At 65.5% G+C, this 23,019-nt stretch carries 29 protein-coding genes; 25 read left to right on the forward strand and 4 right to left on the reverse strand.

The window, feature by feature from the left end:
• Nucleotides 1–18 precede the first annotated feature (18 nt).
• The 24 genes from JQ633_RS12555 (at nt 19) to JQ633_RS12670 (ending at nt 20,044) form a co-directional block, all read left to right on the forward strand.
• Entirely contained in the window at nt 19–426 is a 408-nt protein-coding gene (locus JQ633_RS12555; protein WP_211985326.1) for a hypothetical protein, read from the forward strand.
• A gap of 17 nt (nt 427–443) precedes the next feature.
• A complete protein-coding gene (locus JQ633_RS12560) occupies nt 444–1,034 on the forward strand; it encodes a hypothetical protein (RefSeq protein ID WP_211985327.1) in 591 nt (196 codons plus the stop codon).
• Between the two features lie 5 nt (nt 1,035–1,039).
• Complete coding sequence (locus tag JQ633_RS12565) at nt 1,040–2,518, forward strand: hypothetical protein (protein WP_211985328.1); 1,479 nt, start codon at nt 1,040–1,042, stop codon at nt 2,516–2,518.
• 200 nt (nt 2,519–2,718) lie between these two features.
• The gene (locus JQ633_RS12570) at nt 2,719–3,495 is read left to right on the forward strand and encodes a hypothetical protein (RefSeq protein WP_211985329.1); all 777 of its coding nucleotides are present in this window, start codon (nt 2,719–2,721) and stop codon (nt 3,493–3,495) included.
• A 15-nt stretch (nt 3,496–3,510) separates the two neighbouring features.
• Nucleotides 3,511–3,759 carry a DUF2635 domain-containing protein gene (locus tag JQ633_RS12575; RefSeq protein WP_211985330.1) on the forward strand — a complete coding sequence of 83 codons (249 nt, stop codon included), beginning with the start codon at nt 3,511–3,513 and terminating at the stop codon, nt 3,757–3,759.
• A gap of 44 nt (nt 3,760–3,803) precedes the next feature.
• Complete coding sequence (locus JQ633_RS12580; RefSeq protein WP_211985331.1) at nt 3,804–5,312, forward strand: phage tail sheath subtilisin-like domain-containing protein; 1,509 nt, start codon at nt 3,804–3,806, stop codon at nt 5,310–5,312.
• 101 nt (nt 5,313–5,413) lie between these two features.
• The gene (locus JQ633_RS12585; RefSeq protein WP_211985332.1) at nt 5,414–5,800 is read left to right on the forward strand and encodes a phage tail tube protein; all 387 of its coding nucleotides are present in this window, start codon (nt 5,414–5,416) and stop codon (nt 5,798–5,800) included.
• A gap of 13 nt (nt 5,801–5,813) precedes the next feature.
• On the forward strand, nt 5,814–6,140 hold the full coding sequence (locus tag JQ633_RS12590; protein WP_211985333.1) for a hypothetical protein: 327 nt from the start codon (nt 5,814–5,816) through the stop codon (nt 6,138–6,140).
• A 142-nt stretch (nt 6,141–6,282) separates the two neighbouring features.
• Nucleotides 6,283–8,841 carry a phage tail tape measure protein gene (locus JQ633_RS12595; RefSeq protein WP_211985334.1) on the forward strand — a complete coding sequence of 853 codons (2,559 nt, stop codon included), beginning with the start codon at nt 6,283–6,285 and terminating at the stop codon, nt 8,839–8,841.
• Nucleotides 8,838–10,094: a DNA circularization N-terminal domain-containing protein gene (locus JQ633_RS12600; protein WP_211985335.1), complete on the forward strand. Its 1,257-nt coding sequence runs from the start codon at nt 8,838–8,840 to the stop codon at nt 10,092–10,094. The genes JQ633_RS12595 and JQ633_RS12600 overlap by 4 nt, the downstream gene beginning before the upstream one ends.
• Nucleotides 10,095–11,144 carry a phage baseplate assembly protein gene (locus JQ633_RS12605; protein ID WP_211985336.1) on the forward strand — a complete coding sequence of 350 codons (1,050 nt, stop codon included), beginning with the start codon at nt 10,095–10,097 and terminating at the stop codon, nt 11,142–11,144.
• Between the two features lie 4 nt (nt 11,145–11,148).
• Entirely contained in the window at nt 11,149–11,802 is a 654-nt protein-coding gene (locus JQ633_RS12610) for a phage baseplate assembly protein domain-containing protein (protein WP_211985337.1), read from the forward strand.
• Nucleotides 11,799–12,458: a phage GP46 family protein gene (locus JQ633_RS12615; protein WP_211985338.1), complete on the forward strand. Its 660-nt coding sequence runs from the start codon at nt 11,799–11,801 to the stop codon at nt 12,456–12,458. The genes JQ633_RS12610 and JQ633_RS12615 overlap by 4 nt, the downstream gene beginning before the upstream one ends.
• Before the next feature lie 22 nt (nt 12,459–12,480).
• The gene (locus tag JQ633_RS12620) at nt 12,481–13,593 is read left to right on the forward strand and encodes a baseplate J/gp47 family protein (protein WP_211985339.1); all 1,113 of its coding nucleotides are present in this window, start codon (nt 12,481–12,483) and stop codon (nt 13,591–13,593) included.
• Nucleotides 13,594–13,603: 10 nt separating this feature from the next.
• Nucleotides 13,604–14,311 (forward strand): hypothetical protein, encoded by a 708-nt coding sequence (locus JQ633_RS12625; RefSeq protein WP_211985340.1) that lies wholly within the window; start codon nt 13,604–13,606, stop codon nt 14,309–14,311.
• Nucleotides 14,308–15,675: a hypothetical protein gene (locus JQ633_RS12630; RefSeq protein ID WP_211985341.1), complete on the forward strand. Its 1,368-nt coding sequence runs from the start codon at nt 14,308–14,310 to the stop codon at nt 15,673–15,675. Before JQ633_RS12625 ends, JQ633_RS12630 begins: the two co-directional genes overlap by 4 nt.
• Before the next feature lie 24 nt (nt 15,676–15,699).
• Nucleotides 15,700–16,236: a DUF4376 domain-containing protein gene (locus tag JQ633_RS12635; protein WP_211985342.1), complete on the forward strand. Its 537-nt coding sequence runs from the start codon at nt 15,700–15,702 to the stop codon at nt 16,234–16,236.
• Between the two features lie 66 nt (nt 16,237–16,302).
• Complete coding sequence (locus JQ633_RS12640; RefSeq protein WP_211985343.1) at nt 16,303–17,529, forward strand: peptidoglycan-binding protein; 1,227 nt, start codon at nt 16,303–16,305, stop codon at nt 17,527–17,529.
• Nucleotides 17,526–17,930: a hypothetical protein gene (locus tag JQ633_RS12645; RefSeq protein WP_211985344.1), complete on the forward strand. Its 405-nt coding sequence runs from the start codon at nt 17,526–17,528 to the stop codon at nt 17,928–17,930. Before JQ633_RS12640 ends, JQ633_RS12645 begins: the two co-directional genes overlap by 4 nt.
• Nucleotides 17,890–18,243 (forward strand): hypothetical protein, encoded by a 354-nt coding sequence (locus JQ633_RS12650; protein ID WP_211985345.1) that lies wholly within the window; start codon nt 17,890–17,892, stop codon nt 18,241–18,243. The genes JQ633_RS12645 and JQ633_RS12650 overlap by 41 nt, the downstream gene beginning before the upstream one ends.
• Complete coding sequence (locus tag JQ633_RS12655) at nt 18,240–18,641, forward strand: DUF1515 domain-containing protein (protein WP_211985346.1); 402 nt, start codon at nt 18,240–18,242, stop codon at nt 18,639–18,641. The genes JQ633_RS12650 and JQ633_RS12655 overlap by 4 nt, the downstream gene beginning before the upstream one ends.
• Nucleotides 18,641–19,039, forward strand: coding sequence for a hypothetical protein (locus JQ633_RS12660; protein WP_211985347.1), 399 nt, complete (start codon nt 18,641–18,643; stop codon nt 19,037–19,039). The genes JQ633_RS12655 and JQ633_RS12660 overlap by 1 nt, the downstream gene beginning before the upstream one ends.
• Nucleotides 19,036–19,254, forward strand: a complete 219-nt coding sequence (locus tag JQ633_RS12665; protein WP_211985348.1) for a hypothetical protein — start codon at nt 19,036–19,038, stop codon at nt 19,252–19,254. The genes JQ633_RS12660 and JQ633_RS12665 overlap by 4 nt, the downstream gene beginning before the upstream one ends.
• Before the next feature lie 94 nt (nt 19,255–19,348).
• Nucleotides 19,349–20,044, forward strand: coding sequence for a hypothetical protein (locus JQ633_RS12670; protein WP_211985349.1), 696 nt, complete (start codon nt 19,349–19,351; stop codon nt 20,042–20,044).
• A gap of 24 nt (nt 20,045–20,068) precedes the next feature.
• On the opposite strand, the gene JQ633_RS12675 is transcribed toward JQ633_RS12670, so the two are convergent.
• Nucleotides 20,069–21,205 (reverse strand): acyltransferase family protein, encoded by a 1,137-nt coding sequence (locus JQ633_RS12675; RefSeq protein ID WP_211985350.1) that lies wholly within the window; start codon nt 21,203–21,205, stop codon nt 20,069–20,071.
• 266 nt (nt 21,206–21,471) lie between these two features.
• On the opposite strand from JQ633_RS12675, the gene JQ633_RS12680 reads away from it, so the two are divergent.
• The gene (locus JQ633_RS12680) at nt 21,472–21,723 is read left to right on the forward strand and encodes a hypothetical protein (protein ID WP_211985351.1); all 252 of its coding nucleotides are present in this window, start codon (nt 21,472–21,474) and stop codon (nt 21,721–21,723) included.
• Here JQ633_RS12680 and JQ633_RS12685 read toward each other — a convergent pair.
• The 3 genes from JQ633_RS12685 to JQ633_RS12695 form a co-directional block, all read right to left on the reverse strand.
• Nucleotides 21,720–21,899 carry a hypothetical protein gene (locus JQ633_RS12685; protein WP_211985352.1) on the reverse strand — a complete coding sequence of 60 codons (180 nt, stop codon included), beginning with the start codon at nt 21,897–21,899 and terminating at the stop codon, nt 21,720–21,722. The two genes, JQ633_RS12680 and JQ633_RS12685, sit on opposite strands and share 4 nt — an antisense overlap.
• Nucleotides 21,900–22,135: 236 nt before the next feature.
• Nucleotides 22,136–22,342, reverse strand: a complete 207-nt coding sequence (locus JQ633_RS12690) for a hypothetical protein (RefSeq protein WP_211985353.1) — start codon at nt 22,340–22,342, stop codon at nt 22,136–22,138.
• Nucleotides 22,339–22,941 carry an RNA ligase family protein gene (locus JQ633_RS12695; protein ID WP_211985354.1) on the reverse strand — a complete coding sequence of 201 codons (603 nt, stop codon included), beginning with the start codon at nt 22,939–22,941 and terminating at the stop codon, nt 22,339–22,341. The genes JQ633_RS12690 and JQ633_RS12695 overlap by 4 nt, the downstream gene beginning before the upstream one ends.
• Nucleotides 22,942–23,019 lie beyond the last annotated feature (78 nt).

The following is a 23,019-nucleotide window of genomic DNA, read 5'->3' on the forward strand; positions in this document are numbered from 1 at the left end:
CTCTCCGGCCGGGCAGCCATGACCTCACCCTTCGAAATCGCCGCGTCGATGACGTCGGCCGCCGTCGACCGGATCTTCGGCGAGAAAGAAGGGTTTCAGTTCGTCGCCACGATGGCGAGCCCGGATGTCGACCTGCCGCGGGTGCCGGATCCGGCGCGGCCGACGTTCACGGCGATCGGCGCCTACGCGGCGCCGTCGCAGTCGATGTTCCCGCCGACGCGCGGGCCGGCCACCGAGGACAACGCGCAGCGCATCTCCGCTTCGGTGCCGCTGGTGTCGTTCGACAACGCCAATCTGGCGTGGCCTGCCACGGTCGGCGACCGGGTCACTCGTCTCAAGACTGGAGAGACGTTCGAGATCTCGCGGCCGATGCCGGACGGCGTGCGCCGGACGATCTTCTACCTGTCCGCCCGGAAGCGGACATAGCGGGAGCAACGCCACAAATGCCCATCACAGTCCTGGACGGTAACGGCGATCCGGTCACGATCAACCAGATCGCCGACCTGATGGCGCTGATCGGCGAGGTCACACCGGAGCCGACGGCGAACACGATGCAGGATCGGCTGAAGACGCTGGCCGACCAGCTGGACGTTCTGCACACCGACAACGCGGCTCTGGCGACTTACATCGATGGGCTGGAAACGCTCGTTGGCATATCGAACGTGAAGCTTGACGCGGTTGTCGCCGCGCTGGCCGGACGAAGCAAGTCGATCAAGAGCGTGTCCGGCAGCCTTACGGCGGATGCGGACATTGTCACTGCTGTTGCCGGAAAGCGGATCAAGGTCATCGCCTATTCGCTGATTTCGAGCGGCACGAATTCAAACCCGCTGATCTTCAAGAGCAACGCCGCAACCGAAATCTGGCGTACGCGCCTCCAGGCGCCCGCCTTGAACTCACTGTTCGGCGCCAATCTCGCCGTAGAGGCGCCGTCGTGGCTTTTCGCGACTGCCGCGGGGGAAAAACTCTCGATCGACGTCGGCAACACCGACACGGTCGACTACGCGATTTCCTATTTCGACGATGATGCGAGCTGATCCAGATGGCCATTTTGCTTGCTGACAGCTTCGATTTCTACAGCTCCAATTCCGACATGGTCGTGGTTGGAGGTTCGTGGGCTACGGCTAACACAAACCTGTCGTCCGGCACGCCGTATGGTGTTGGCCGGTCGATGGGATCATCGTCGACGAGTATCTCTTCAAATGCGTTCAGCAATGAAAGCACCATCTATCTAGCCTTTGCGGTTGTTCTCTCCGACAACATCACGGGCACCAACAGCCAGGGAGCCTTTGTGACCCTTGGTGAAACTGCGGGGTCGCAAGTCACCTTGCAGTGGGCCTATGACGGCAATTTCTATGTGCGCGCTGGTGGCACGACCGGCACCATCATCGGAACGTGGCCGCATGGCATGGTGAAGAACCTGTGGGCGCATTATCAGGTGAAAGTGGTCATCAACGATACGACCGGCTCTGTGGAACTTCGCAAAGACGGTAACCCCACCAACAATTACACGTTGACCGGGGTGAACACCCGCAACGGTACGGCGAACGCGTATGCAAACAAGATATCCATCGCCTCGTCTGGCGGCATGGGCCTCGACGATTTGTTCGTCAACTCCGCCAGCGGAGCAGCACCGACCAGCTGGCCCGGGCAGTTGAGATCAATGCAGTTGATGCCGACCGCGGACACCGCCCAGAAAGATTTCGTTCCCAGTGCTGTAACTTCGGTGGTGGGAACGAATTCGACGGCCAACACACAGTCGCTTAACGCGAACACCATCTATTTCCAGCCGAGTGCGGTAACGGCGGTCGGTGGAACGGCGAGCAAGATCACTGCGAAGCTCAACGCAGGCTTCACCGGCAAGATGAAGTGCGCGCTCTACACCGATACTTCGGGTCTCCCTGGTACGTTGGTCGCGCAGACCAGCGAGGTCATCAACCCCGTCACCGGGGACAACGACTTTGCGTTTACGTCCCCTCCAGCGTTGGTTGATGGCAATTCGTATTGGATCGCCTTCTGGACCGATACGGCCGCTGTTCTTAACACCGCAAGCGGAGGGACCACCAAGGCGCAGGCGCTCAACTACGCTACTGCTTCCGGCAATTTTCCTTCCACGGTGACGACAGGTTCGGGAGTGGGCGGAACAAGTTCGGTGCGTCTATCCATCGCGACCGCAAACTACTCCCAGGTGAACGATCCGCAGCAGAATGGCGACACAGACTATGTGTCCGGAAGTGCAGCCGGCAACGTTGATCTCTACGATCTTGCGGATATCCCTGGCACCCCGACGGCCATCGTGGCGGTCATCACTCGCGCTCTGCTGAAGAAGAGTGATGCAGGGTCCAGAACTGCGACAACTCGTCTGAAATCCGGCGGCACCTTTCAGGACGGTGCGACACTGACCTTGACCACGTCGTATCAGTGGCAATCGCAGGTGCTGCCCGTTGATCCGGACACCGGTTCGCCCTGGTCCGTCGGAGCCGTCAACGCCTTGCAGATCGGACCAAAGGTCGTCGCATGACCGATGCCGTCGTCACCCAAGTCGGCGTTGAATTGTGGCCTCTCATACAGCCCAATGCTGTCTTCACTCAGGTTGGTGTCGATGCGTGGTTCAGCGTTCTTCCGTCCGCGCAATTTACCCAAATCGGCGTAGAGGTCTGGCGGTCCGTGACCAGTGTAACGACCGGTGGGTCTCAAACGATGTTGGGCATAGGATAGTCGATGACCCTCGCCCGCACGGCCCTTCGCCTTTGCACTACGGCGGCGCTGAAGGGCGCCGCCGATGCGCGGCCGACGATCGCGCAGAACCGCGTCTATGACAGCCGCATGGACGACCTGAACCCGGAGAACTACGTCGCCGACGCCAAGGCGGCCGTGATCGTTTTCACGGATGCGGACGAGGGCGACGCGCTGTCCCGGCAGAACGGCGGCTCGCCGTTCCGGCGCATGATCGACCTCGTCATCGAGATCGGCATGGTCCAGGCGCTGGCGCAGGAGGGCGATGGCGGGCCGGCCTATATCGTCGGCTATCCCGACACCGACAAGCGGCTCGAGGCGTCGCTCGACTATCTGGAATTCCAGATCGTGCGGCGGCTGTCCTACGATCCTGCGCCGCTGAGCGTGTTGTTCCGGTCGTTCGCCCGCATCGTGAAGTATGCGTGCCACCGGCAGGTCTTGAACGATGCCGGCGTGAAGGTCGCGGCGCGGATCCTGACCCTGACCTGCGACACCAAGGACGATCAGGTAGTCGTCTACAACCAGGCGCAGACGGCATCGCTTCCGACCGGCCTCGAGGTGCTTCCCGAGCCGCTGTTGCGGGTCGCGAAGGCGATGCCGGACGGATCCTCGGAGGCCGACGTCTGCATGGCGCTGGCCGCCGCGCTGGCGCCGCTGTCGACGCCGCCGCTCGGAGGCTTCGACCCGACCTATGCCGCCGGCAACCCGGTCGACCCGGGCGCGCCGACGGTCGAGGCGACAATCGACTTGCCGCAGTCCTAATCAAGGAAACCCGCAATGACTTCGATCTACGTCAAGCCGTCGCCCGGCGGGCGCGTCCGCATGCCGGAGCGCAATTCGATGCCCATGCCGGAGTCCGGCGCATGGGTGCCGCGCATCGACTTTTACGAGCGCCTGCTGATCGGCGGCGATGTCGTCGAATGCGATCCGCCGCCGCCCGCTTCCGAACCGGCCGGGCCGGACGAGTCGAGTGCGCTCGAACCGCCGCCGCCTCCGGCCGAGGCTCCCCGCAAGTCCCGCGGCTGATCACCAGCGCTGCGAGCGAACCCGTCAACAGGAGATCGTGAACCATGTCAGTCGCCTTCCAGAACATCCCGTCGAACCTGCGCGTCCCGCTGTTCTATGCCGAGGTCAATGCCGGTCAGTCGCCGTATCAGGGCCCGTCGCGGACCTTGCTGATCGGCCAGAAGACCTCGGGCGGCTCAGCGCCCGCCAATGCACCGGTCATCCTGTCGGGCGATCCGACGCCGCTGATGGGCGCCGGGTCGATGCTGACCGAAATGGCGATCTGGGCGCGCCAGAACAATCCGTTCGGCGAGATATGGATGCTGCCGCTCGCTGACGGCGGCGGCGCGACGCAGACCCACACGCTGACGATCGGCTCCGGCATCGCCGGCAGCAGCGGAACGCTGAGCGTCTATATCGGCGGCGAGAAGGTCTCGATCGGCGTCGCGTCGACCGACACGAATGCCGACGTCGCGACCAATTTGTCGGCCGCGATCAACCAGGGCTTCTACAAGTTCGGCCGGCAGCTGTCGTTCCCGGTGATCGCGTCGGTCGCGACCAACGTCGTCACGCTGACGGCGCGCAACGCCGGCGCCCTCGGCGGCAAGCAGTCGATCCTGAAGGATCTTGTCGGCGACGAAGGGCCGTTGCAGCAGTACATCACGATCGCGGCCGGAACCGCCGGCACCGGCGTGCCGACGCTCGGCACCGCGCTGGCCGCGCTCGGCGATCAGGAGTTCGATTACATCTGCGCGCCCTATGCCGACACGACGACGCTGGACGTGATCAAGGACTTCCTCGGGGCCACCTCGGGCCGCTGGTCGCCGATCCAGCAGCTCTACGGCCACTACCTGACCGCGATGTTCGACAGCTATGCGAACCTTGCCGCGTTCGGGTCGGGCCGCAATGATCCGAACGTCTCGATCATGGGCGTGGTGGATTCCCCGTCGTCGCCCTGGCGCTGGGCGGCGGCCTATGGTGCGCGGATCGCCGGCGACAAGAACCTCGGCGGTGAATCCGACCAGGCGTATCGGATCAGCATGCCGGTGCAGACGCTCGACCTGGTCGGCATCCAGCCGCCGCAGTCGCGGGTGAACTGGTTCAGCATCACCCAGCGCAACACGCTGTACCAGGACGGCATCGCCGGCTTCAAGGTGGCGACGGACGGCACCGTGGCGCTGGACCGCGTCGTCACGACCTACCGGCTGAATTCGTTCGGCCAGCCCGACATCACCTGGCTCGACATCGAGACCCGGCTGCAGATGGTCTACTTCGTGCGCTACATGCGCCAGCGCATCACCCAGAAGTACAGCCGCTGCGCGCTCGCCGACGACAACCCGACCGGCAATCCCGGCATCGTCACCACCAAGATCCTCAAGGCCGAGTGCGTGCACGTCTACAACGAGCTCGAGCAGGGCGGCCTCGTCGAGAATTCCGACGCCTTCGCGAAGGCGCTCGTCGTCGAGCGCTCGTCCGATCCGAACCGCGTCAATGCCTACCTGCCGGTCGACACGGTCAACCAGTTCCGCGTGTTCGCCGCCAACGCGACGACCTTCCTGCAATTCCCGTCGTGAAGCCGAAAGGCTTCATCGACATCGCGACCGCGTGATGCGCAAGCATCATCGCGGCGCGGCGGTCTTCAACGCATCCAACCCAAACCCGAAAGGCACCGATCATGCACACCTCAGGCGGCCGCGTTTCCACCGTCATCGGCGGCGTGGCTTATTCCGCCCGCGGCGAGATCACCCTCGATCCGTCGAACATCGAGTCCGAGGCCGGCGTCAACCAGGACGGCAGCCTCTATCGTACCGTCAAGCCGAAGGCCCGCACCGCGGAGATCACCTTCGACCGCTTCGTCGACGTCAACGGAACCCCACTGCGCTGGGACGAGAACCTGATGCTGCTGACCAATATCGGCATCACCTTCATCGAACAGGATACGGGCGTCACGCATCTGCTGTCCGGCGGCTTCTTCACCGGCAAGCCCAAGCTGAACACGGCGACCGGCGAGGTCAGCGACCTTGGCCTCGCCGCCGATACCTACAAGACGCTGACGGCGTAAGGCGAGGGGTCGTATGCCTGAAACGATTACGATCCCGCTGAAGAAGCCGCTGCAGTCGCCCTCTGGCGAAGTCAGCCAGATCGTGCTGCGCGAGCCGACCTTCGACGAGTATCTGATCCACGGCGATCCCTACACGATCGCCGCCTCGTTCGCCGGCGGCAATCCCTTCATGGTCGAGAACCCGGAAGTGATCGCCGTCTACATCAAGGTCTGCCTTGTCGAGCCGAAGGATCCCGCGATCCTGTCGCAGGGCAAGGCGCGTCTGGCCAAGCAGGTCAAGGAAGCCGTGCTGGATTTTTTCCGGCCCGACGTCGAAACGGGCGAAGTCTCCGCGACCTAGCGGACGAGCTTGTTTTCAGCGGCGTCGGGAGGCAGGGCTTCTCCGACCTCCAGAAGCTGACGATCTCCGACCTTCGATACTGGCACGCCCGCGCCGTCGCGTGGGCGAAGAAGCCGCGACCACGTCAACCCGGACGGCGCTGATGGCAAAGATCATCGAGGCAAAGGCGGTCATCAGCGCCGAGGACAGGACCGGCGCGGTCTTCGACAAGATCGCAAAGAAGATCGACGGCATATCGAAGACCGGCCGGGCTGCCGTCGCCGTCGACCGGTTGAACGATGCGATGGCGCGCGCCAAGACGCAGATGGCGGCGGTCGATCGTTTCTTTGCCGCGCGAACCGGATATGTCGACGCGCGAACCCGCTTCCGGGGCGCCCAGGCGGCGGTCGACGAAGCCGCGAGGGCCATGAAACGCGGCGAGGGCGACGCGCGGCATTATCAGCGGATGCAGGCGGAGGTGAGCCGGGCGGCAGCGGCGCTGGAGCGACAGAAGTCCGCCGTGCTGCAGGCCAAATCCGGGCTCGAGCAGCTCGGCGTCCCGGCCGGCCGCGCCGCGGCGGCGCAGAACGAGCTGCGCGCCGCGATCGAGCGCACCAATGCGTCGCTGGACCGGCAGGCCGCGAAGTCGGAGAAGTCGGCGCGGCGGCGCGAGGCGATCGGCATGGCGGCCGGGGTTGCCGGCGGCTTCGTTGCGCATGAGGTCAAGCGCGGCGCCGGCGCCGTCGTGCACGCCTATCGCGAATTCGACAAGGAGCGTCGGTTCGCCAAGGCCGTCATGGGGCTGACCGACGAGGAGCAGGCGCCGCTGGTCGAGCAGGCGATCCACATGGGCGCCAAGACCAAATACAACGACGTCCAGGTGCTCGAGGCGCAGCGCGAGCTCGCGGCCCGCGGCCTGAAGAAGGAACAGGTGATGGGCATGATGGAGCCGGCGGCGGCTCTCGGCATGTCGATGGACCTCAGCCTTCCGGATGCCGTCAAGCAGATGGAAGGCGCGATCTTCGGCTTCCGCAAGGACACCTCGACGCAGGAAGCGGCGTTGCGGGCGGCGCGCCAGACCGCCGATTTCCAGGTCAAGGCGGCCAAGGTCACCGGCATGACGCCGGAGGATATCTCGCAGCTCTACAAGTTCGGCGCGACGCCGGCGCGGCTGGCCGGCATTTCAGAGGCCTCGCTGCTCGGCTTCGGCGGCGTGCTGAAGAAGGCGAACATCCGCGGCGACGAAGCCGGCACCGCGTTCCGTGCGCTCACGGCGACCACCCAGGCGCCGACCGCCGGCGCCAAGACGGCCATGCTGGCCGCCGGGCTGGACTACAAGAACTACCAGACGATGAAGGACCGGATCGAGGTCGAGCCGTTCGCCGCCGATGTCGCGGCTCGATATGGCGTCCAGCTCGATAAGGCGACGAAGTCCGGCCTCGAGAAGATCTTCAGCGACAAGGCGGCGGTGTCCGACCCCGCGAAGTTCGCGCCTGCGGTGACGTCGCTGCTGCGCGACAGCCTCGAGGGCAACGACGCGAAATCGCTGAAAAGCATCGCCGGCGCGGCGCTGCGTTATCGGAACGCCAGCGTGCAGTCGATCGACGCCAACGCGCTGATCAAGGACCTGATGCCGAAGCTGGCCGGCAATTTGCCGCTGGCGAATGCGATGTTCGGCTCGAAGCAGGGCGGCCGCATCGCCACGGCGCTGTCGGATGAAGCGACGCTGCGGCATGTGATCGAGGAGATCGAAAAGGGGTCTGCGGGCTATTCGGAGAAGATCGCCGCCGAGCGGATGTCCGGCTTCGACGGGGCGGTCTCCCGCCTCGAGGGTGCAACGAAGAATCTGGAAACTGCGATTGGGCGGGCGCTCGACAAGGACGGCAAGGGCGGCGTCCTTACGAAGGCGACCGATTTTCTGGGGCGTACGGTCCAGGGCGCGGCAGAATTGCCGCCCTGGGCGATCGGAACGGGTGCGGTCGCGGCCGGCGCGGTCGGTACCGGCGGCGCCGCGCTGTTCGCCAAGGCGCTGTTCAATGGCTTTGGCCTCGGGACCTCCGCGATCGCGCTGGACGGCTCCGCCGCCGCGCTGACCGCGGCCGCCGCGGAATTGTCGGCCGCCGCGGCGGTCGGCGCGGCCAAGGGAGCGACCGCGACGGCCGCGACCACCGCAGCAACCACGGCAGCCGGCGCAGGCGTCGGGTCGACCCTCTGGACGGCCGGCGTCGCCGCGGCGCCGTTCGTCGCCGCCGGGCTCGCCACGGCGGGCGGTCTCTACGCCATGCACAAGTCGGTGGAAGACGCCGGTTATACCGGCCTGACCAGCGGCGACCGGCTGCGGCGCCAGCGCGGCGGATCGATGCGTGACGTCTACCGGCGCGCCTTCGGCTACGACGAGCTGACCGGCACGCGCGGCTACGACGAGCTGGAAAAGACGCCGGAGGTCACGCACACGACGGTCTACGGCACCGGCGTCGGCGGCGACAAGTCGGTGCAGGCCGAGCTGACCGGCTCGGCGGAGGTGCAGGGTGAGGTCACCGTCAAGAACGTCGTCGAGGCCGGCAGCGAGCTGCTGCGCATCGTGCAGCAAATGCAGACGCTGAGCGTGCAGGTCAGGGGGCAGCTGAATGCCAACGGTCCCGGATCCGTTGGCAGGTCATCGCCGGATGCCGCGGCGCCGGCGCCGGCCCATGTCGGTTCGCAGGGGAATTCGCCGCTATGAGCCGGAACTGGCTGAAGACGCTCTGGAGCGCGTCCTACAAGGGAACGCCGTTCTTCGTCGAGCGCGACGAGGAGGAGGGCGGCCGGCGCATCGTCGTGCATCAGTTTCCGATGCGCGACGATCCGTATCTGGAAGATCTCGGCGAGGACAAGCGCGAATTCCAGGTCGTCGCCTATGTTGCATCCGACGCCGCCGACACCCAGGCGGCCGCGCTGGCGGCGTCCTGCGCCTCGCGCGGGCCCGGCAACCTGGTGCTGCCGACGCATGGCCCGATCATTGTGCGCTGCCTGTCGTTCCAGCGGCAGCGCGACAAGGACAAGCACGGCTATATTGCGTTCAGGCTCGACTTCGTGCGCGAGGGCTCGGCGTTCGCGCTGGCGACGGTCGCGGCGCTCGCCAACCTCATCTTTGCCGCCGCGGACAATCTCTCATTCGTTGCGGCGACCGCCTTTGCGTCCTCACTGACATTCGCCAACCAGCCGGATTATGTCCGTGATGCCGCGGTGACGGCGGTCGAGACCAACGCCGCGGCGCTGGAATCGATCCGGTCCTCGGCGACCGTCGACCCGGCCGTCAGCCTGGCGCAGAAGGTCGAGATCCAGTCGATCTTCGATGCGGCCAGCGACGTCATCACGACGCCGGTGGTCGGCGCGAGGGCCTATGCGACGCCGGCCGGCCTCGCCGCGAATTCGCCGGCCGTCGATCTCGGCGCGCGGATCATGGCCTCGGCGCGCGCGATCGGGGACGGGATTCCGCCGGCGGAGGCGGTCTCGACCTTCGAGAACCTGCTCGCGTCGGCGCAAGTCGAGGTGCCGGCGCCGATCTTCTCCACACCCGGCACGATCGCCGAAGCCTCGAACGAGGCGACCGCCTACCGGGCGCTGCGCGTGGCGGCGCTCGCCGTCTATGGCGAGGCGATTGCGCGGGTGACGCTGTCGGATCGGCCTGCCGCGCTGACCTTGCGCGCCGACGTCGCCGAGCTTTTCGAAAGCGAGCTGCTCGCCCTCGACGCCGGCGACACCGACCTGGCGCACGCACTGATGCAGATGCGCGATGCCGTCATCAAGTACCTGTCGCGCGCGGTGCTCGATCTGGCGTCGGTCCTGATTATCGAGGCGAACCTGTCGATGCCGTCGCTGTTCTGGGCGTGGAAGCTCTATCAGGATCCGACGCGGTCGACCGAGCTGGCCGCGCGCAACCGCGTTCCGCATCCGTCGTTCATGCCGAACGACTTCGAGGCGCTGGCAAAGTAGATGGGCATCGAAGTCGTCACCATCAGCGTCGGCGGGATGACCTATTCCGCCTTCGAGGAGATCACGGTCACGGCGGCCTTCAACGCCGCGGCGAGGACGTTTTCGTTCACCGTGGCGGCCGAGCTAGGAGCATCGGAGACCAACGCGGTCTTCAAGGTCGGCACCGAAGTTTCGATCAGGGCGAACGGCGACCTGTTGTTGACCGGCTATGTCGACGATCGTGAGCCCTACTTCAATGCAAAGAACGCCTACATCGAGGTTTCCGGTCGGTCGAAGTCGGCCGATCTTGTCGACTGCAGCGCCGAGCATGAGACCGGGCAGTTCGAGAACAAGGATCCGCTGCAGATCGCGCAGGAGGTATCCAGCGAGTATGAGCCGAAATGGGAGAGCGATCAGCAACTGGAGAAGGTCGAGCAGTATCAGCTGACGCCCGGGGAAAGCTGCTTCCGCTGCGTCGAGAAGCTGACCCGCCAGCAGGGCAAGACGATCACCGGCACGCCGGAAGGCAACGCCAAGATCACCAAGGCCGGGCAGGAGCGCAACGGCGCGCTGATCGAGGGGCAGAATATGCTCGTCGGACGCGGTCACCACTCAGGCTCGAACCGGCATTCGAAGATAGTGGTGCGCGGCCAGCGGCCGTTCGGCCATGGTGACGAGAACCTCGAGATCGAGGAGCAGGAGCAGGACTCCTCGGTCAAGCGCCACCGGACGATCATCATCGTCCAGGACGAGGACACCACTAAGGACCGTGCCAAGAAGCGCGCCAGAAACAGGAAGAACCGGGCCGCCGGCAATTCGACCAAGGCGACGATCTCGGTTCAGGGCTTTCACGATGAAGGCGGCAAGCTCTGGACGCCGGGCGCGCTGTCGTGGACCGAAAGCCCGTTCCTCGACATCGCGCAGGACATGCTGATCGAGAGCGTCAGCTACCGCCAGAGCGAGGCCGGCAGCATTGCGTCACTGAGCCTGGTCGATCCGCAGGCCTATGACGGCTCAGGCGCCGGCGGCGGCAAGGGTAATCAGTCCGGCGGCGAATGGGACATGGGTTAGGTCGATGCAATATGAACACGATGACGGCATCCGCTCGACGACACGCCGCGCCCGCGTCGTCAAGGTCGACGACAGCAAGAGCCAGCAGCGGATCGACCTCAAGGGCCTGAAGAACGAAAAGCCGATGAAGATCTGGCGGCCGCAGGACTTCGGCTACTCGTCGAATCCCCCGAAGGATTGCGACGGCTGCATGGTGCAGATGGGCAGCCGGTCCGACCGCACGCTGTATCTCGACGGCGGGCACGAGAAGTACCGGCCGAAGAACACGCCGGAGGGCGGCACGGTGCTGTTCAACCACACCGGCGATATCATCCGGGTGTTCAAGGACAAGATGGACGCCGTCCATGCGAAGACCATCAATATCCGGATCGGCCACGGCTACAACGCCGGCGACAACGGCGAGGGGCAGGGCAGCCCGACCGCGAACGGGCAGCCGGACGATGCCAGCGGCAAGGACACAAAGACGATCTCCGTCGTCCTGACGGGCGACAGCATCGTCGTGACCTACGACGACAGCTCCGTGAAGCTGCAGAGCGGCCAGATCACACATACGTCGCCGAAGATTGTTCTTGAAGGCGAAGTCCATCTGGGCGGCGATGGCGGCGTCCTGGTGAGGCGCTGCGATGACAGCTGCGCCACTAAGGTCTTCGCGGTATGAGCATGTTGAGGGTCCGCATCAGCGAGGGCAACACCCAGCAGGCTAATCTGCTTTGGGACAGCCAGTGGCGTCCGCAGGATGGCGCCGCGGATTGGGCGCTGGCTGGCGCCGGCGAGACGCAGAACCGCGGCGGCCTTCGGTCGCTCGCCGCGCTTCACACGGCGATCATCCTTCTGTTGTTCACCGACAAGCGCATTCCCGACAACCATCCGCTGCTCTATCTGCTGGAGGGCGGCGACCAGCGGGGATGGTGGGGCGACGGCTCCGATGTCGATGCATCGCTGTCGGAGACCGAGCTCGGCTCGCTGTTGTGGGTGTTCGAGCGGTCGATCCTGACCGAGGACATCCGGCGATGGGTCGAGGCGATCGCGCTCGACGCGCTGTCGCCGCTGATCAAGCAGGGCGCCGCGACCCGGATCGACGCGCAGGCCTCCGCGGAATTCGCGTTGGACCGTCTCGAGCTGCAGATCCAGGTCTATGGCCGCGACGGCACCAAGATCTACGATCAGCGGTTCGACGATATCTGGCGGCAGTCGATCACGTCGCCGCCGCCGCTGCCCTTCGAGCCGCTGCCGCCGGGCGGCTCGGCGCCCGGTCTTCGCGGAAAGCTGGACTTCTCGGACAAGCGCAACAGCGGGCTGATTCCGCTCATCTGAACGTTCCGGACAGGACAACAGAATGTTTCAAATTCCGTCGCTTGCGGACCTGCTGGCGCGCGCGCGCCAGGCCTTCCGGACCTATCTGCCGGGATCCGACGCCTGGGTGTGGCCGAACAACGTCTACGCCTCGGCCAAGGTCATCGCCGGCATGGCCTTCGAGGTGTTCGGGTTCGCCAGCTACATCTCGAGGATGATCTTCGCGTCGACGGCGCCTGACATCGAGACGCTGCGGCTGCACGGCGCGGAGTTCGGCATTCCGCAGCTGCCCGCGGCGCCGGCCAGCGGCAACGTGACCTTCACCGCGACGGCCGAGATCGCCGTCGATAATGGCGCGACGTTGCAGCGCGCCGACGGCGTGACCTATCTGGTGACGTCAGGCGGCGTTCTTCCCGGCGCCGGGACTCTGGTCGCGAAGGTGACGGCCTCGGTGGCCGGCGGGCTTGCCAATGCGGCCGAAGGGACGTCGCTGCAGATTGTATCTGGCGTGACCGGTGCCGGATCGGGCGCCGCGCTGGCGAGCGTCGGCGACGGCGATATTACCCAAGGCGCCGACGTCGAGGACATCGAAAGCTATCGGCAGCGCATCCTGTTCCGGAAGCGGAATCCGCCGCACGGTGGCTCGGCCGCCGACTACGTGATCTGGGCGCGGCAGATGGCCGGTGTGTCCCGCGTCTTCGTCGAGCGTCTCTGGAGCGGCGCCGGCACCGTCCGCGTGTTCGTGTTCATGGACGGTCTATTCCCGGACGGGATCCCGGACGCCACCGCGGCGCAGCGCGTCGAGGACTACATCCAGACCGTATGTCCGGCCGGCGCGATCGTGACGGTCTCCGCGCCCGTCGCCCACCCGATCGACGTCACGATCAGCAACCTCGTCCCCAATACGGTGACGGTGCAGGAGGCCATTCTCACCGAATTACGCGCGGCCTTTCTCCGGCTCGGTCGCGTGTCGGGCAGCGACACCCAGCACGGCGGCATGCCGTTCCTCGCGACGCCCGCATCCTTCTCCCTGTCGTGGATCTATCAGGCGATCGCAAACGCGAGCGGCGTCGAGAGCTTCGACCTGCCGCTGACCGCGGACGCGGATCTCGCGTCCGGCGAGACGGCGACCCTCGGCTCCGTGACATTCGCCTGAGCGACCCATCATGGCGGATAATTCAAAACCGTTTCACTGTCCGACGTTCGTCGAGAGTTTCCTCGCGACCTGCGCGCTGTGGCCTCGCGGCCGCGCCTGGCCGGTCAGCGACGGGGCAACGCCGGCGCGCTATCTGAGCTGGCTCTCCGGACTCCTCAGTGCGCCTTCAGTCTGGCCGGCGGGCTTCGTCCAGGCCGCATACAGCGCCGCGATCGCCGCGGTCCGGAACTACATCGAGACGCGGCTGTGCGCGCTGCGGCTCGAGTTCTGGTGCGCCACGCACAGCGAGACGCACGATCAATGGATGATCGAATACGGGTTGCCCGACGACTGCGACCCGTTCCCCGACCTTTGCACCAAGGTTGCCGCGATCGGCGGCACGCGCTGTGAATACTACGCCGAGATCGCAGCGCGGGCAGGCTGGTCGATCACGTGCGCCAATGGTTCGGACGCTTGCGGCGCCGCGATCGGCTGCGCGCAGATCGGCCTCGACGTCATCGGCGGCCTTCGCGGCGGAGCGCTGTTGATCGTCAAGGTCAATCTCGATGACAGCCCCGCCTATGTCGCTCCGTCGGAGGCCCAGCCGTTCATCGGAAACTTCGGCATCGGCGGCTCGCTCTCCTGCGGGCCGGACATCACACCGCTCAAATGCGTGCTGGATCGCGTCGTGCACGCGCACCTGGTCATTCAATATCAGCTCGAAGGAAGCATCATATGACCGATATTCTTGGACCGGCGAACGCTCCCAATGCGGTCACCATCCGTCCTTCCGACACGCGTTCGTTCGGTGCCGACGACACCTGGTTCAAGGATTGCACGTCGTCGGAACTGAACGACGGCACGAAGCTGCAGGCCGGGGAAATGAACGCCATTATCGGCTTCGCCCGCTCGTTGGCCCGCGGCAACGGGCTCACGGAAGCCGGTGCGAAGATCGTCCCCGAAAACAACGCTGACGATGCGATGGGGCTGAAGGCGGTCCAGTACCTGATCCAGCGTGGGCGGACGTGCTTTGGCCTCGATACGGGTCTGTCGAACGCGATGGTCGTCTCGCTCAGTCCGGCCCCGCCTGAATACAAACAGGGCATGCATCTGTTCGTCATCGCCAACAACAGCAACACCAAGGCGACGACGATCAACCTGAACGGCCTGGGTAACCGGCCGGTGAAGCTGATCTCCGGCGACGACCTGTCGGTCGATCATATCAAGGCGGGCATGGTCGCCTTGATGGTCTACGTCGGCACGCATGTATCCGGTTATTTCCAACTGCTGGCTGTCCCGATCAAGCCGGCGATCGCGGCCAACCAGACCTACTATGTCAACGCTGCGACCGGATCGGACACTGCGAACGACGGGCGCACCGTGGGGACGCCCTTCGCGTCGATCCAGAAGGCGCTCGACGTCATGTCGACCTTCGACAACAACGGCTTCTCGGTCACGATCATCGTCGCGAACGGGACATATTCCCCAGTGATCCTGCCGCGCATCACCGGTTCCGGGATCTGCACGATCATCGGCAATATCCTGAATTCGGCGCTTTGCGTGGTCAGCGGCGCCGGCACCAGCTTTGCCGGCAATGCCGGCATCGGCACCTATCGCATCCAGGGCTTCAAGTGCGTCTCGTCGGGCGGCGACGGCGTGTTCGCCGATGGCGCGGGCTGCAATCTGTTCCTGTCGTACATGGAATACGGCGCCTGCGCCGGCCCGGCGCACATCGTCTCGCAGCGCGGCGGACAGATCGTCATCGAAGGTCCGGGGCAAGGCATGGCGGGCGCCTACACCAAGATCAGCGGCAGCTGCCCGGCGCATATGATCGCGATCAACGGCACGATCGACGTTCGGTCGCAGGCGCTGACCATCACCACGCCGGTCACGTTCTCCAGCGTGTTTGCGAACTCGAACCGGCTCGGCCTCATCTTTTCCGGCGAAGGCGTGATCTATTCCAGCGTCACGAACCCCGGCAACGTGACGGGCATGCGCTATTCGGTATCGGTCAACGCAGTGATCGACACCAACGGCGGCGGCGTGAACTATTTCCCCGGCACGATCGCCGGCATCTTCGCGACCGGCGGCGAGTACGTCTAAGCCTTCGAGAGGGAGACGCGGACAATGTACGACCCGTTCAACTGGTACTGGCTTGCCGACGATGGACGCCTGTTCAGCAGCGCCGTGCAGGCGGTCGTTCCGGCCGACGATGCGGCCTATCAGGCGTGGCGCGCCGGCGGCCGCGCTGCGACGCGCTGGCCGGCCGACGCTGCCGGCCTGCAGACGACTATGTCCCTGCAGGACGTCCTGACGCCCTACGGGCTCTACGTCGACCTGAAGGTGTACGCGGCGGCCGTTCGCTATGCGAAGGAGACCGGCGGCGTGACGGTCGGCGAGGTGAGATATCCGACCGATCGGGAGACGCAGTCGAAGCTGACCGCGGCGGCCGTGTTTGCCCAGGTCGACGGCAGCCAGACCTTCCGCTGGAAGCTGGCCGATGGGACGTTCGCACCGGTCCTGACGGCCTCGGAAATGATCGCCGTCGCCGCGGCGATTGGCGGCTTCGTCAACGCGTGCTTTGCGACCGAGCAGGATGTCGTCACCAGGATCGACAGCGGCGCGATCGTCAACCGGTCCCAGGTCGACGCGGCGTTCGGGTAAGGCGCCTTCCCAGCGCCTTGGCGGGCGCACCGTTTCACCTCTCTCACTCTCTGGAGCCCATCCAACATGCTCGACCTGCATGGCATTTCGCGCGCGTCGTTCGATCTGATCGTCGCCGCGGAGGTTACGTCAGAGGCGTATTACGTGCGCCACTATCAGCGCGCGCTGGAATATCCCGGCGAGCAGTCGGGCCCGACCGGCGCCGTTGGCTATGATTTCGGCCAGCAGACGCGCGCGCAGATCCTGTCCGACTGGACCGGCAAGTTGCCCGACGCGATGCTGAAGGTGCTGGCGAAGGCCGCCGGCATCAAGGGCGCTGCGGCGGCCGATTTTTGCAAGCGCACGCGCGGGATGATCGACATCCCCTGGGATGTCGCCCTCGACGTGTTCTCCAACCGCGATGTGCCGCGCTATCTGGCAATCTGCCGGCGGCTGCTGCCGGGCTTCGACGAGCTCTCGCCGGATTGCGCCGGCGTCATCCTGTCCGTCGCGTTCAATCGTGATGCTGGCGGCTTCAACAAGCCGGGGCCGCGCTGGTCCGAGATGCGGCAGATCAAGGCTTGCATCGGCTCCGGCGACCTGGCGCGCATTCCGGGCCTGCTGCGGTCGATGAAACGGCTCTGGCCCGACAGCCGCGGCCTGCGCGATCGTCGCGACGACGAGGCCGCGCTGTTCGAGCACGGCCTGACCGTGACGCATCCGCATGAGGCGGCGAAGCTGCTGACGACGCCGGCGCCAGTCGATCCCGACGTCGTCGCGCATGTCCAGGCGCGGCTGCGCGAGCTCAACTATTTCGACGTCGGCCAGATCGACGGCGAGCCGACGCCGGGCGGCCGGACCGAGGGCGCGATCCTGCTCTACCGCAATGAGCACGGTCTGCCGCTGACGGCGGCGATCGACGATCAGTTGCTCGAGGAGCTCGGCAAGCCGCAGGCGCCGCGTCACGTCGCCGAGACACGCGCCAACGCGACCGTCGAGGATCTGCGCGAGAGCGGGTCGCAGACCATCGGCATCACCGACCGCGTCAAGGCGTGGGGCGGGCGGCTGGTCGGCGGTACCACCGGCCTTGGTTTATCCAGCCTGCTCGCCTGGTTCACCGATCGGGCGACGCAGATCTCGGCGGCGAAGGATGCCGCCGGCGGCCTCGGCCTCACGCCGGAAATCGGCTGGATCATCCTCGCGGCCGTGCTCGCGCTCGCCGTCGTCGCCGGCGCCGGCCTGCTGCTCTGGTACGGCGCGCATCTGCTCGAGCAGCACCGCGTGGCCGACTACCGCACGGGGAAAAATCCATGATGGGCGTGGTTGTCCCGATCGTCATGCGCCTGGCGGGCTTCGCCGGCATCAAGCTGTCGCCGTTCGCCGCCGGCGCGCTGTTCGCCGGCGTCCTGGCGCTGCTCGCCGGCGGCGGCGCGATCGCCGGCGGCCTGCATCTCTACAACGCCGGCGAGCGCAACGCGGATGCCCGCTGCGAGGCAGCGACCGTCACGGCGCAGAACGCGCAATTGCAGGCGCGGCTGGCGGAAAAGGATCGCCAGCTCGATGCCGTCAACGCTCTGCAGCAGCGCGACGCCGGCCGCGCCGCGGCGGCTGAAAAGCAGATCGAGGCAAATCAGGGAAAAATCGATGCGACGCCTGCAAATCCTAACAAGTGTTTTGATCGCGATATGTCTCGCCGGGTGCGGAACGTCAGGTAGCCGCGAGGAGCTGCAGGCGCCGGCGCCGGACGCGCCGAACATCCCGCCGCTGCCGGCCGACGTCGCGGCGTGCGAGCGGGCGCCGGTCGATCCGCCGGACCGGGAACTCGATGCCGGTGAGATCGAGCGGCTCTGGAAGACCGACCGTGCCGCACTGGCGAAGGTGAATGCCTGTCTCCGTCGCGCCGTCTGTCAGTACCAGGACGTTCGCGAGGGCATCGGCCGCGTCGAAGGCGTGGCCTGCGGGGATGCGGCGCCGGCGAAAAAGCCGGCGCGTCGGTTTGGACTGCTCAAGCGGAAGAAAGCGAAATGAGCGACGAGGCGACGCAGTCGGCCTTGCGTGAAATGGCACGTGTGATCGGTGGGCTCGAGTCCACGGTTAAGAGCCTCGAGGCGACCTGGCGGACACAGGAGCAGAGCGCCTCGAGCGGCCGGCGCGAGCTGCATCAAAAGGTCGAGGCGCTGCGGTCCGAGGTCTCGGCCAAGGTCGACGGCATGCGCGGCGAATTGACTGTGATGGGCGGCCAGTTGTCGACCGCGATCAAGGAGATCGCGGAGATGAAGCCGACTGTGGATGCGGTCGAGAACGTCCAGGTTCAAGCGACCGGCGTGCGCAACGCCGGCCGCTGGCTGTACTGGATAGCGGTCCTGCTCAGTGGCGGCGTCGGCTGGATCATCACCAATTTCGTCGACATCCATTTCAAACGCTGATGTTCCGGATCGTTGCCGCCGCTGCGCTCGCGCTGATTGTTGCGAACCCGCCGGCCGAAGGACGCCCCCGCCTGACACGCGCGGTGCCAGCGCCGCAGATCCTCGGCGGCCGGCCGGCCGGCTGTCCGCACGCGTTCTGCGGCTGCGGCGCGAGCCTCTATCTGTTCGGCCGCATCATCCCGCGGCTCAACCTGGCCGCCCGCTGGTTCGATTTCCCGCGGGCGCGGCCGGCGCCGCGGATGGCGGCGGTCCGCCAGCATCACGTGTTCGTCCTGGTCGAGCAGATCGAGGCCGGGACCTGGCTCGCGCACGATTCCAATTCCGGCGGCGGCCTGACGCGCCTGCATGCGCGCTCGCTCGCCGGTTACGTCATCGTCGACCCTTCGGAGGCAAAATGACCAAGGCTGTTTATGACGCCGCGCTGCTGCTTGGCGATTTCCGCAACGCTGCGGCGGCGTTGATGATCGTGGCGATCTTCCTGTTGCTGCTCTGGGTGGGGACCGAGTTTCGGCTGCGCGCCGTGCTCGAGCTGCTCGGCTGGCTCGCGCTCGCCTGTGTCGCGGCCGTGTTCGTTTGCTGGATCGTGATCGGCGTCTGGTTCGGGCTGCTCTGAGATCCCTGCGTCTCCAAGCGTCGGAATTCTCCGGCGGCTTTCAGGCCCGCGAGCATGCCCGCTCGCGGGCCTTCCACATCAGGAAAGGTGAAAAATGAAGCCTCTGGTCATCATGGTCGGCGCCGACAAGGGCGGCGTCGGCAAAACCACCGTCAGCCGTGCGCTCGACGACTACATGCGGTACCGGCAGGTCGGCTGCAAGATATTCGACGGCGAGTGGCCGAACGGCGATCTTCGGCAGTTCGCGGCCAGCAGCGAGGTCGTCGACATGCAGTCGGTCGACGACCAGATGCGCGTGTTCGATCGCCTTACCGGCGTCACGCTGGTCGACATCAAGGCCGGGCTGTTCACCGACGTGCTCGGCTCGCTCAACCGCACCGGGCTGCTCGATGACGTCCGGGCCGGCCGGTTCAATCTGGCGCTGCTGCACGTGCTCGGTCCGAGCGTTGCGAGCCTGTCGGAGATGGCGCAGATCTCGGAGAAGCTCGGCGCCGGCGCGACCCATCTGCTGGTCAAGAACTACGTCAACGAGGCCGGCTTCAAGGAATGGGATGCCGACCCGCGGTTTTCCGGCTTCCTGTCGAGCCGGGCAGGGCACGTCGTGACCGTCCCCCACCTCGAGGCGCGCGCCTGCACCGAGGTGCAGCGGCAGGGCTTGGCGTTCGGCAGCTTCATCGAGAAGTCCGACTCCCGGATCCTGGTCGGCTACGTCCGCGCCTGGCTGCGCGAGACTTTTGCGGCGTTCACTGCGGCCGGCATCGAGCAGTTGATCGAGCAGACCAAAGCGTAGCCGCCCCCGGCGACGCGGGGCGTTTCATTGCGCCGCGTCGGGCGATGGCGCTTCACGGCGGACTGCGCCGTCAAGGAGTGTCGGGCGAAGTCGTCTGACCCAGTCGCGCGCCGGCTTCTCGATAGTGAAATAGCTGACGGTCGATACGACCAGCGTCACGCAGAACGTCGCGGCGGTCATCGGCAGCGACCAGCTGTCGGGCAGCAAACCCAGCGCGAACAGCACGAGCAGGATGATCATGTGCGTCATGTAGATCGAGTAGGAGATCTCGCCGAGAAAGTGCAGCGGCTTCGATGCCAGAAGGCGCGAGGATGCCGATGAGGGATCGGTCGCGGCGAGTATGACGAAGGGATAGACGAAGACGAGGGCGTGCGAATTGAACATGTCGCGGCTCGCCAGTAGCACGATGATGGCGACGGCACACCAGATCAGCCACGCGAACCTGGCGCAGGCCTGTTGAAGTCCGTCTCGCTTCTGGAAACATGCGTTGGCGATCCATCCGGCCGTGAAGCCGAACACCGCGCGAGCGACGGCGGTCCAATCGCTCAGGGTCTTGATTGACGCGTGAACCTGCGGCTCCGCGAGATGGTAGTCGAAGAAGCAAGAGAACCAGGTGTATGACGCGGCCGAGGCGACGACGATGCCGAGCAGTCTGGTCGCCGTCGTGGGCGGCGCCTTTGCCAGGATCAGGAGCGGAAACAGCAGCAGATAGCAGAACCATTCAGCCGAGAGCGACCACGCCGGGGCGTCCCAATGAACGCTGGAGCCGATCACGGGCCACGCGTTCAGCATGGCGAGCTGCATCAGGAAATCCGCCACCGCGTTGCGCACGGGATAGCCGGATGGGTCGATCACGAACGGCCCGATGTAGATCGCGCCGGCGAGGATCAGGCACACAAGGTAGAGCGGATAGATGCGGGCGATGCGGGCCTTCAGGTACTCGCCGAAGGCGAACGTCTCTCGCCTGTAGATGTAGGACAGCGTGAAGCCGCTAAGGACGAAGAACAGGTCGACGGCGTTATGCCACATGAACACGCCGGGCGTGTCCTGGAGATGCGCCAGTGCGACGACACTCGCGGCCAAGCCGCGAAGGCCGGTCAGCGATGGCAGATCCGGCCGTGCGCCATGACCTGTTGAAATATCAGAGCGCAAACTGCTCACCTGCAAAAAACAACATTTGCCTCAAAATCGCCGTGCGGTTGTGGCGCGGGCAGTCATTTTCTAGCGTGCGGTGGCCGCCGTGACAACTCCAGCGGGCGCCGACTTTCGGCCAAGGTTACCGACCGCGGGCAGTAAAATTGCCCGGCTGCGCGGACGCGGACGGCACACGTCCGGCGTGCAGTTGCCAGCTTAGATGATATCGTCTATTTTCACGCCGTGGCGCTAAACCATTCTAAAGTGACGGGAATTTTGACTCCGGAGCGCGAATGGCTGCAAAACTCCGTCCCGTGGGACGCAAGAGAATCAACGATGAAGGCATGCCGGCAAGGTTCCCCAAGGGGACCTTGCGGCGTGTCGACGCGTTGCTGCGGGATAAGGAGAAGCGGGCTGACTTCATCCGCAGCGCCGTAGCTGTCGAGATCGAGCGGCGAGAGCAGATCCGCCTCGAGGTGGACCGCGAGATCAAGCGCAGGGAGGCCGCTGAAAAGCGCAAGATCTCGCCGCCCCGTGATGGCTAGGTGATCGGCAGGATGTGCGGTGCGACCGCAACATCCGCCAGCGCTGCCAGGAAGTGAAGGTTGCTCGCGAGCCACGCCTTCTTGATGCGCACCGCGACGACCGCGTGAACGTCGTCCTCGGCGATGATCCGTAACTCAGGAATGTCGTCAGTTTTGCCGGTGGTTTCGTGCTCCATGGTCTTCCCCAATTATTGGTCATTGCAACTTGTTGTTGGCCCCACCGGCGCGGAGGATGCGGCTCAATCTGATATCATGAAAACGGTCATTATGTCGCACGACTTAAGATGGTGTTTTTTAGCGGCCGTGAAACTACGGGTGTAGCACGCGCAGCGTGTGTTAAAGCCACTTGGCGCGCATGACGCTCGCGTTGCGTGCAGAAATTGAGCTGGGATCGCGGATCGAAAACGCGCAGCTACGTCGTCCGCCTGCCGCTTTCGACGACGAAGCCCTCCGGCATGTCCGGCACATCCTCCGGATCGTCGCCGTCGGCCCGGTTGCAGACCGGGCAGGGCGCACCTGCGCCGCCGCAGCTGCAGGCGCGGTTGCCGAGCCATGGCACGTCGGGATGGTTCTCGCAGACCCAGCGGGTGTTGTCGCAGCGGGCGCAGAAACGGATCACGACAGCGCGTCCTTGACCCTGGAGAACGCCGGGTGCTTGCGGTTCTTGACCTTGACCCAGTCGCAGGTCTTCGGCCGGTAGCGCCGCTCGCGGTGTTTCGACACGATGCCCTCGAGGCCGAACTCGCAGGCCTTGCGGAACAGGTCCGGGCCGAGCTCGCCGAGCTCATCGGGTGCGACGAAGATGCCTTCCGGCCGGCGCGCCAGTAGTTTTGCCAATCGCGCCTTGCGCTCGAACAGCGGCAGCTCGCGCAGGTCGTCGCCGTCGAGCGCGACCAGGTCGAAGGCGTAGAGCTGGGCGTCCTCGTTGTGACGGTTGGAGTGCAGGGCATCGAAGTCGGAGATCCCGCGCACGTCGAGCACGCAGATCTCGCCGTCGATCGCAAAGCGGGGCGCCTTCAGCTTCAGGGCGCTCTCGACGATCCACGGAAAGCGCCACGTCCAGTCGAGCCCGGACCTCGAGCTGACGCGCACCAGCTTGCCGTCGCGTTCCACGCGGCCACGGTAGCCGTCGTATTTGACCTCATGCAACCAGTCGGGCCCGGCCGGGACGGCCTTGGCGGCGACCGGCACGCAGGGCTGAAACAGGGGTTTTGGCATGCGCCGGAAATAGGTATCCGGGGCCGGTTTTGCGAATCCTGTGGACTACGGCTGGACAGGGCTCTGCGCGGGCCTATG

Source organism: Bradyrhizobium tropiciagri, from assembly GCF_018130505.1.
Lineage (GTDB): Bacteria > Pseudomonadota > Alphaproteobacteria > Rhizobiales > Xanthobacteraceae > Bradyrhizobium > Bradyrhizobium tropiciagri_B.

Coding starts and splice junctions, on each gene's coding strand:
- JQ633_RS12555 (WP_211985326.1), top strand. CDS start 19: ATGACCTCACCCTTCGAAATCGCCGCGTCGATGACGTCGGCCGCCGTC.
- JQ633_RS12560 (WP_211985327.1), top strand. CDS start 444: ATGCCCATCACAGTCCTGGACGGTAACGGCGATCCGGTCACGATCAAC.
- JQ633_RS12565 (WP_211985328.1), top strand. CDS start 1,040: ATGGCCATTTTGCTTGCTGACAGCTTCGATTTCTACAGCTCCAATTCC.
- JQ633_RS12570 (WP_211985329.1), top strand. CDS start 2,719: ATGACCCTCGCCCGCACGGCCCTTCGCCTTTGCACTACGGCGGCGCTG.
- JQ633_RS12575 (WP_211985330.1), top strand. CDS start 3,511: ATGACTTCGATCTACGTCAAGCCGTCGCCCGGCGGGCGCGTCCGCATG.
- JQ633_RS12580 (WP_211985331.1), top strand. CDS start 3,804: ATGTCAGTCGCCTTCCAGAACATCCCGTCGAACCTGCGCGTCCCGCTG.
- JQ633_RS12585 (WP_211985332.1), top strand. CDS start 5,414: ATGCACACCTCAGGCGGCCGCGTTTCCACCGTCATCGGCGGCGTGGCT.
- JQ633_RS12590 (WP_211985333.1), top strand. CDS start 5,814: ATGCCTGAAACGATTACGATCCCGCTGAAGAAGCCGCTGCAGTCGCCC.
- JQ633_RS12595 (WP_211985334.1), top strand. CDS start 6,283: ATGGCAAAGATCATCGAGGCAAAGGCGGTCATCAGCGCCGAGGACAGG.
- JQ633_RS12600 (WP_211985335.1), top strand. CDS start 8,838: ATGAGCCGGAACTGGCTGAAGACGCTCTGGAGCGCGTCCTACAAGGGA.
- JQ633_RS12605 (WP_211985336.1), top strand. CDS start 10,095: ATGGGCATCGAAGTCGTCACCATCAGCGTCGGCGGGATGACCTATTCC.
- JQ633_RS12610 (WP_211985337.1), top strand. CDS start 11,149: ATGCAATATGAACACGATGACGGCATCCGCTCGACGACACGCCGCGCC.
- JQ633_RS12615 (WP_211985338.1), top strand. CDS start 11,799: ATGAGCATGTTGAGGGTCCGCATCAGCGAGGGCAACACCCAGCAGGCT.
- JQ633_RS12620 (WP_211985339.1), top strand. CDS start 12,481: ATGTTTCAAATTCCGTCGCTTGCGGACCTGCTGGCGCGCGCGCGCCAG.
- JQ633_RS12625 (WP_211985340.1), top strand. CDS start 13,604: ATGGCGGATAATTCAAAACCGTTTCACTGTCCGACGTTCGTCGAGAGT.
- JQ633_RS12630 (WP_211985341.1), top strand. CDS start 14,308: ATGACCGATATTCTTGGACCGGCGAACGCTCCCAATGCGGTCACCATC.
- JQ633_RS12635 (WP_211985342.1), top strand. CDS start 15,700: ATGTACGACCCGTTCAACTGGTACTGGCTTGCCGACGATGGACGCCTG.
- JQ633_RS12640 (WP_211985343.1), top strand. CDS start 16,303: ATGCTCGACCTGCATGGCATTTCGCGCGCGTCGTTCGATCTGATCGTC.
- JQ633_RS12645 (WP_211985344.1), top strand. CDS start 17,526: ATGATGGGCGTGGTTGTCCCGATCGTCATGCGCCTGGCGGGCTTCGCC.
- JQ633_RS12655 (WP_211985346.1), top strand. CDS start 18,240: ATGAGCGACGAGGCGACGCAGTCGGCCTTGCGTGAAATGGCACGTGTG.
- JQ633_RS12660 (WP_211985347.1), top strand. CDS start 18,641: ATGTTCCGGATCGTTGCCGCCGCTGCGCTCGCGCTGATTGTTGCGAAC.
- JQ633_RS12665 (WP_211985348.1), top strand. CDS start 19,036: ATGACCAAGGCTGTTTATGACGCCGCGCTGCTGCTTGGCGATTTCCGC.
- JQ633_RS12670 (WP_211985349.1), top strand. CDS start 19,349: ATGAAGCCTCTGGTCATCATGGTCGGCGCCGACAAGGGCGGCGTCGGC.
- JQ633_RS12680 (WP_211985351.1), top strand. CDS start 21,472: ATGGCTGCAAAACTCCGTCCCGTGGGACGCAAGAGAATCAACGATGAA.
- JQ633_RS12685 (WP_211985352.1), bottom strand. CDS start 21,899: ATGGAGCACGAAACCACCGGCAAAACTGACGACATTCCTGAGTTACGG.
- JQ633_RS12695 (WP_211985354.1), bottom strand. CDS start 22,941: ATGCCAAAACCCCTGTTTCAGCCCTGCGTGCCGGTCGCCGCCAAGGCC.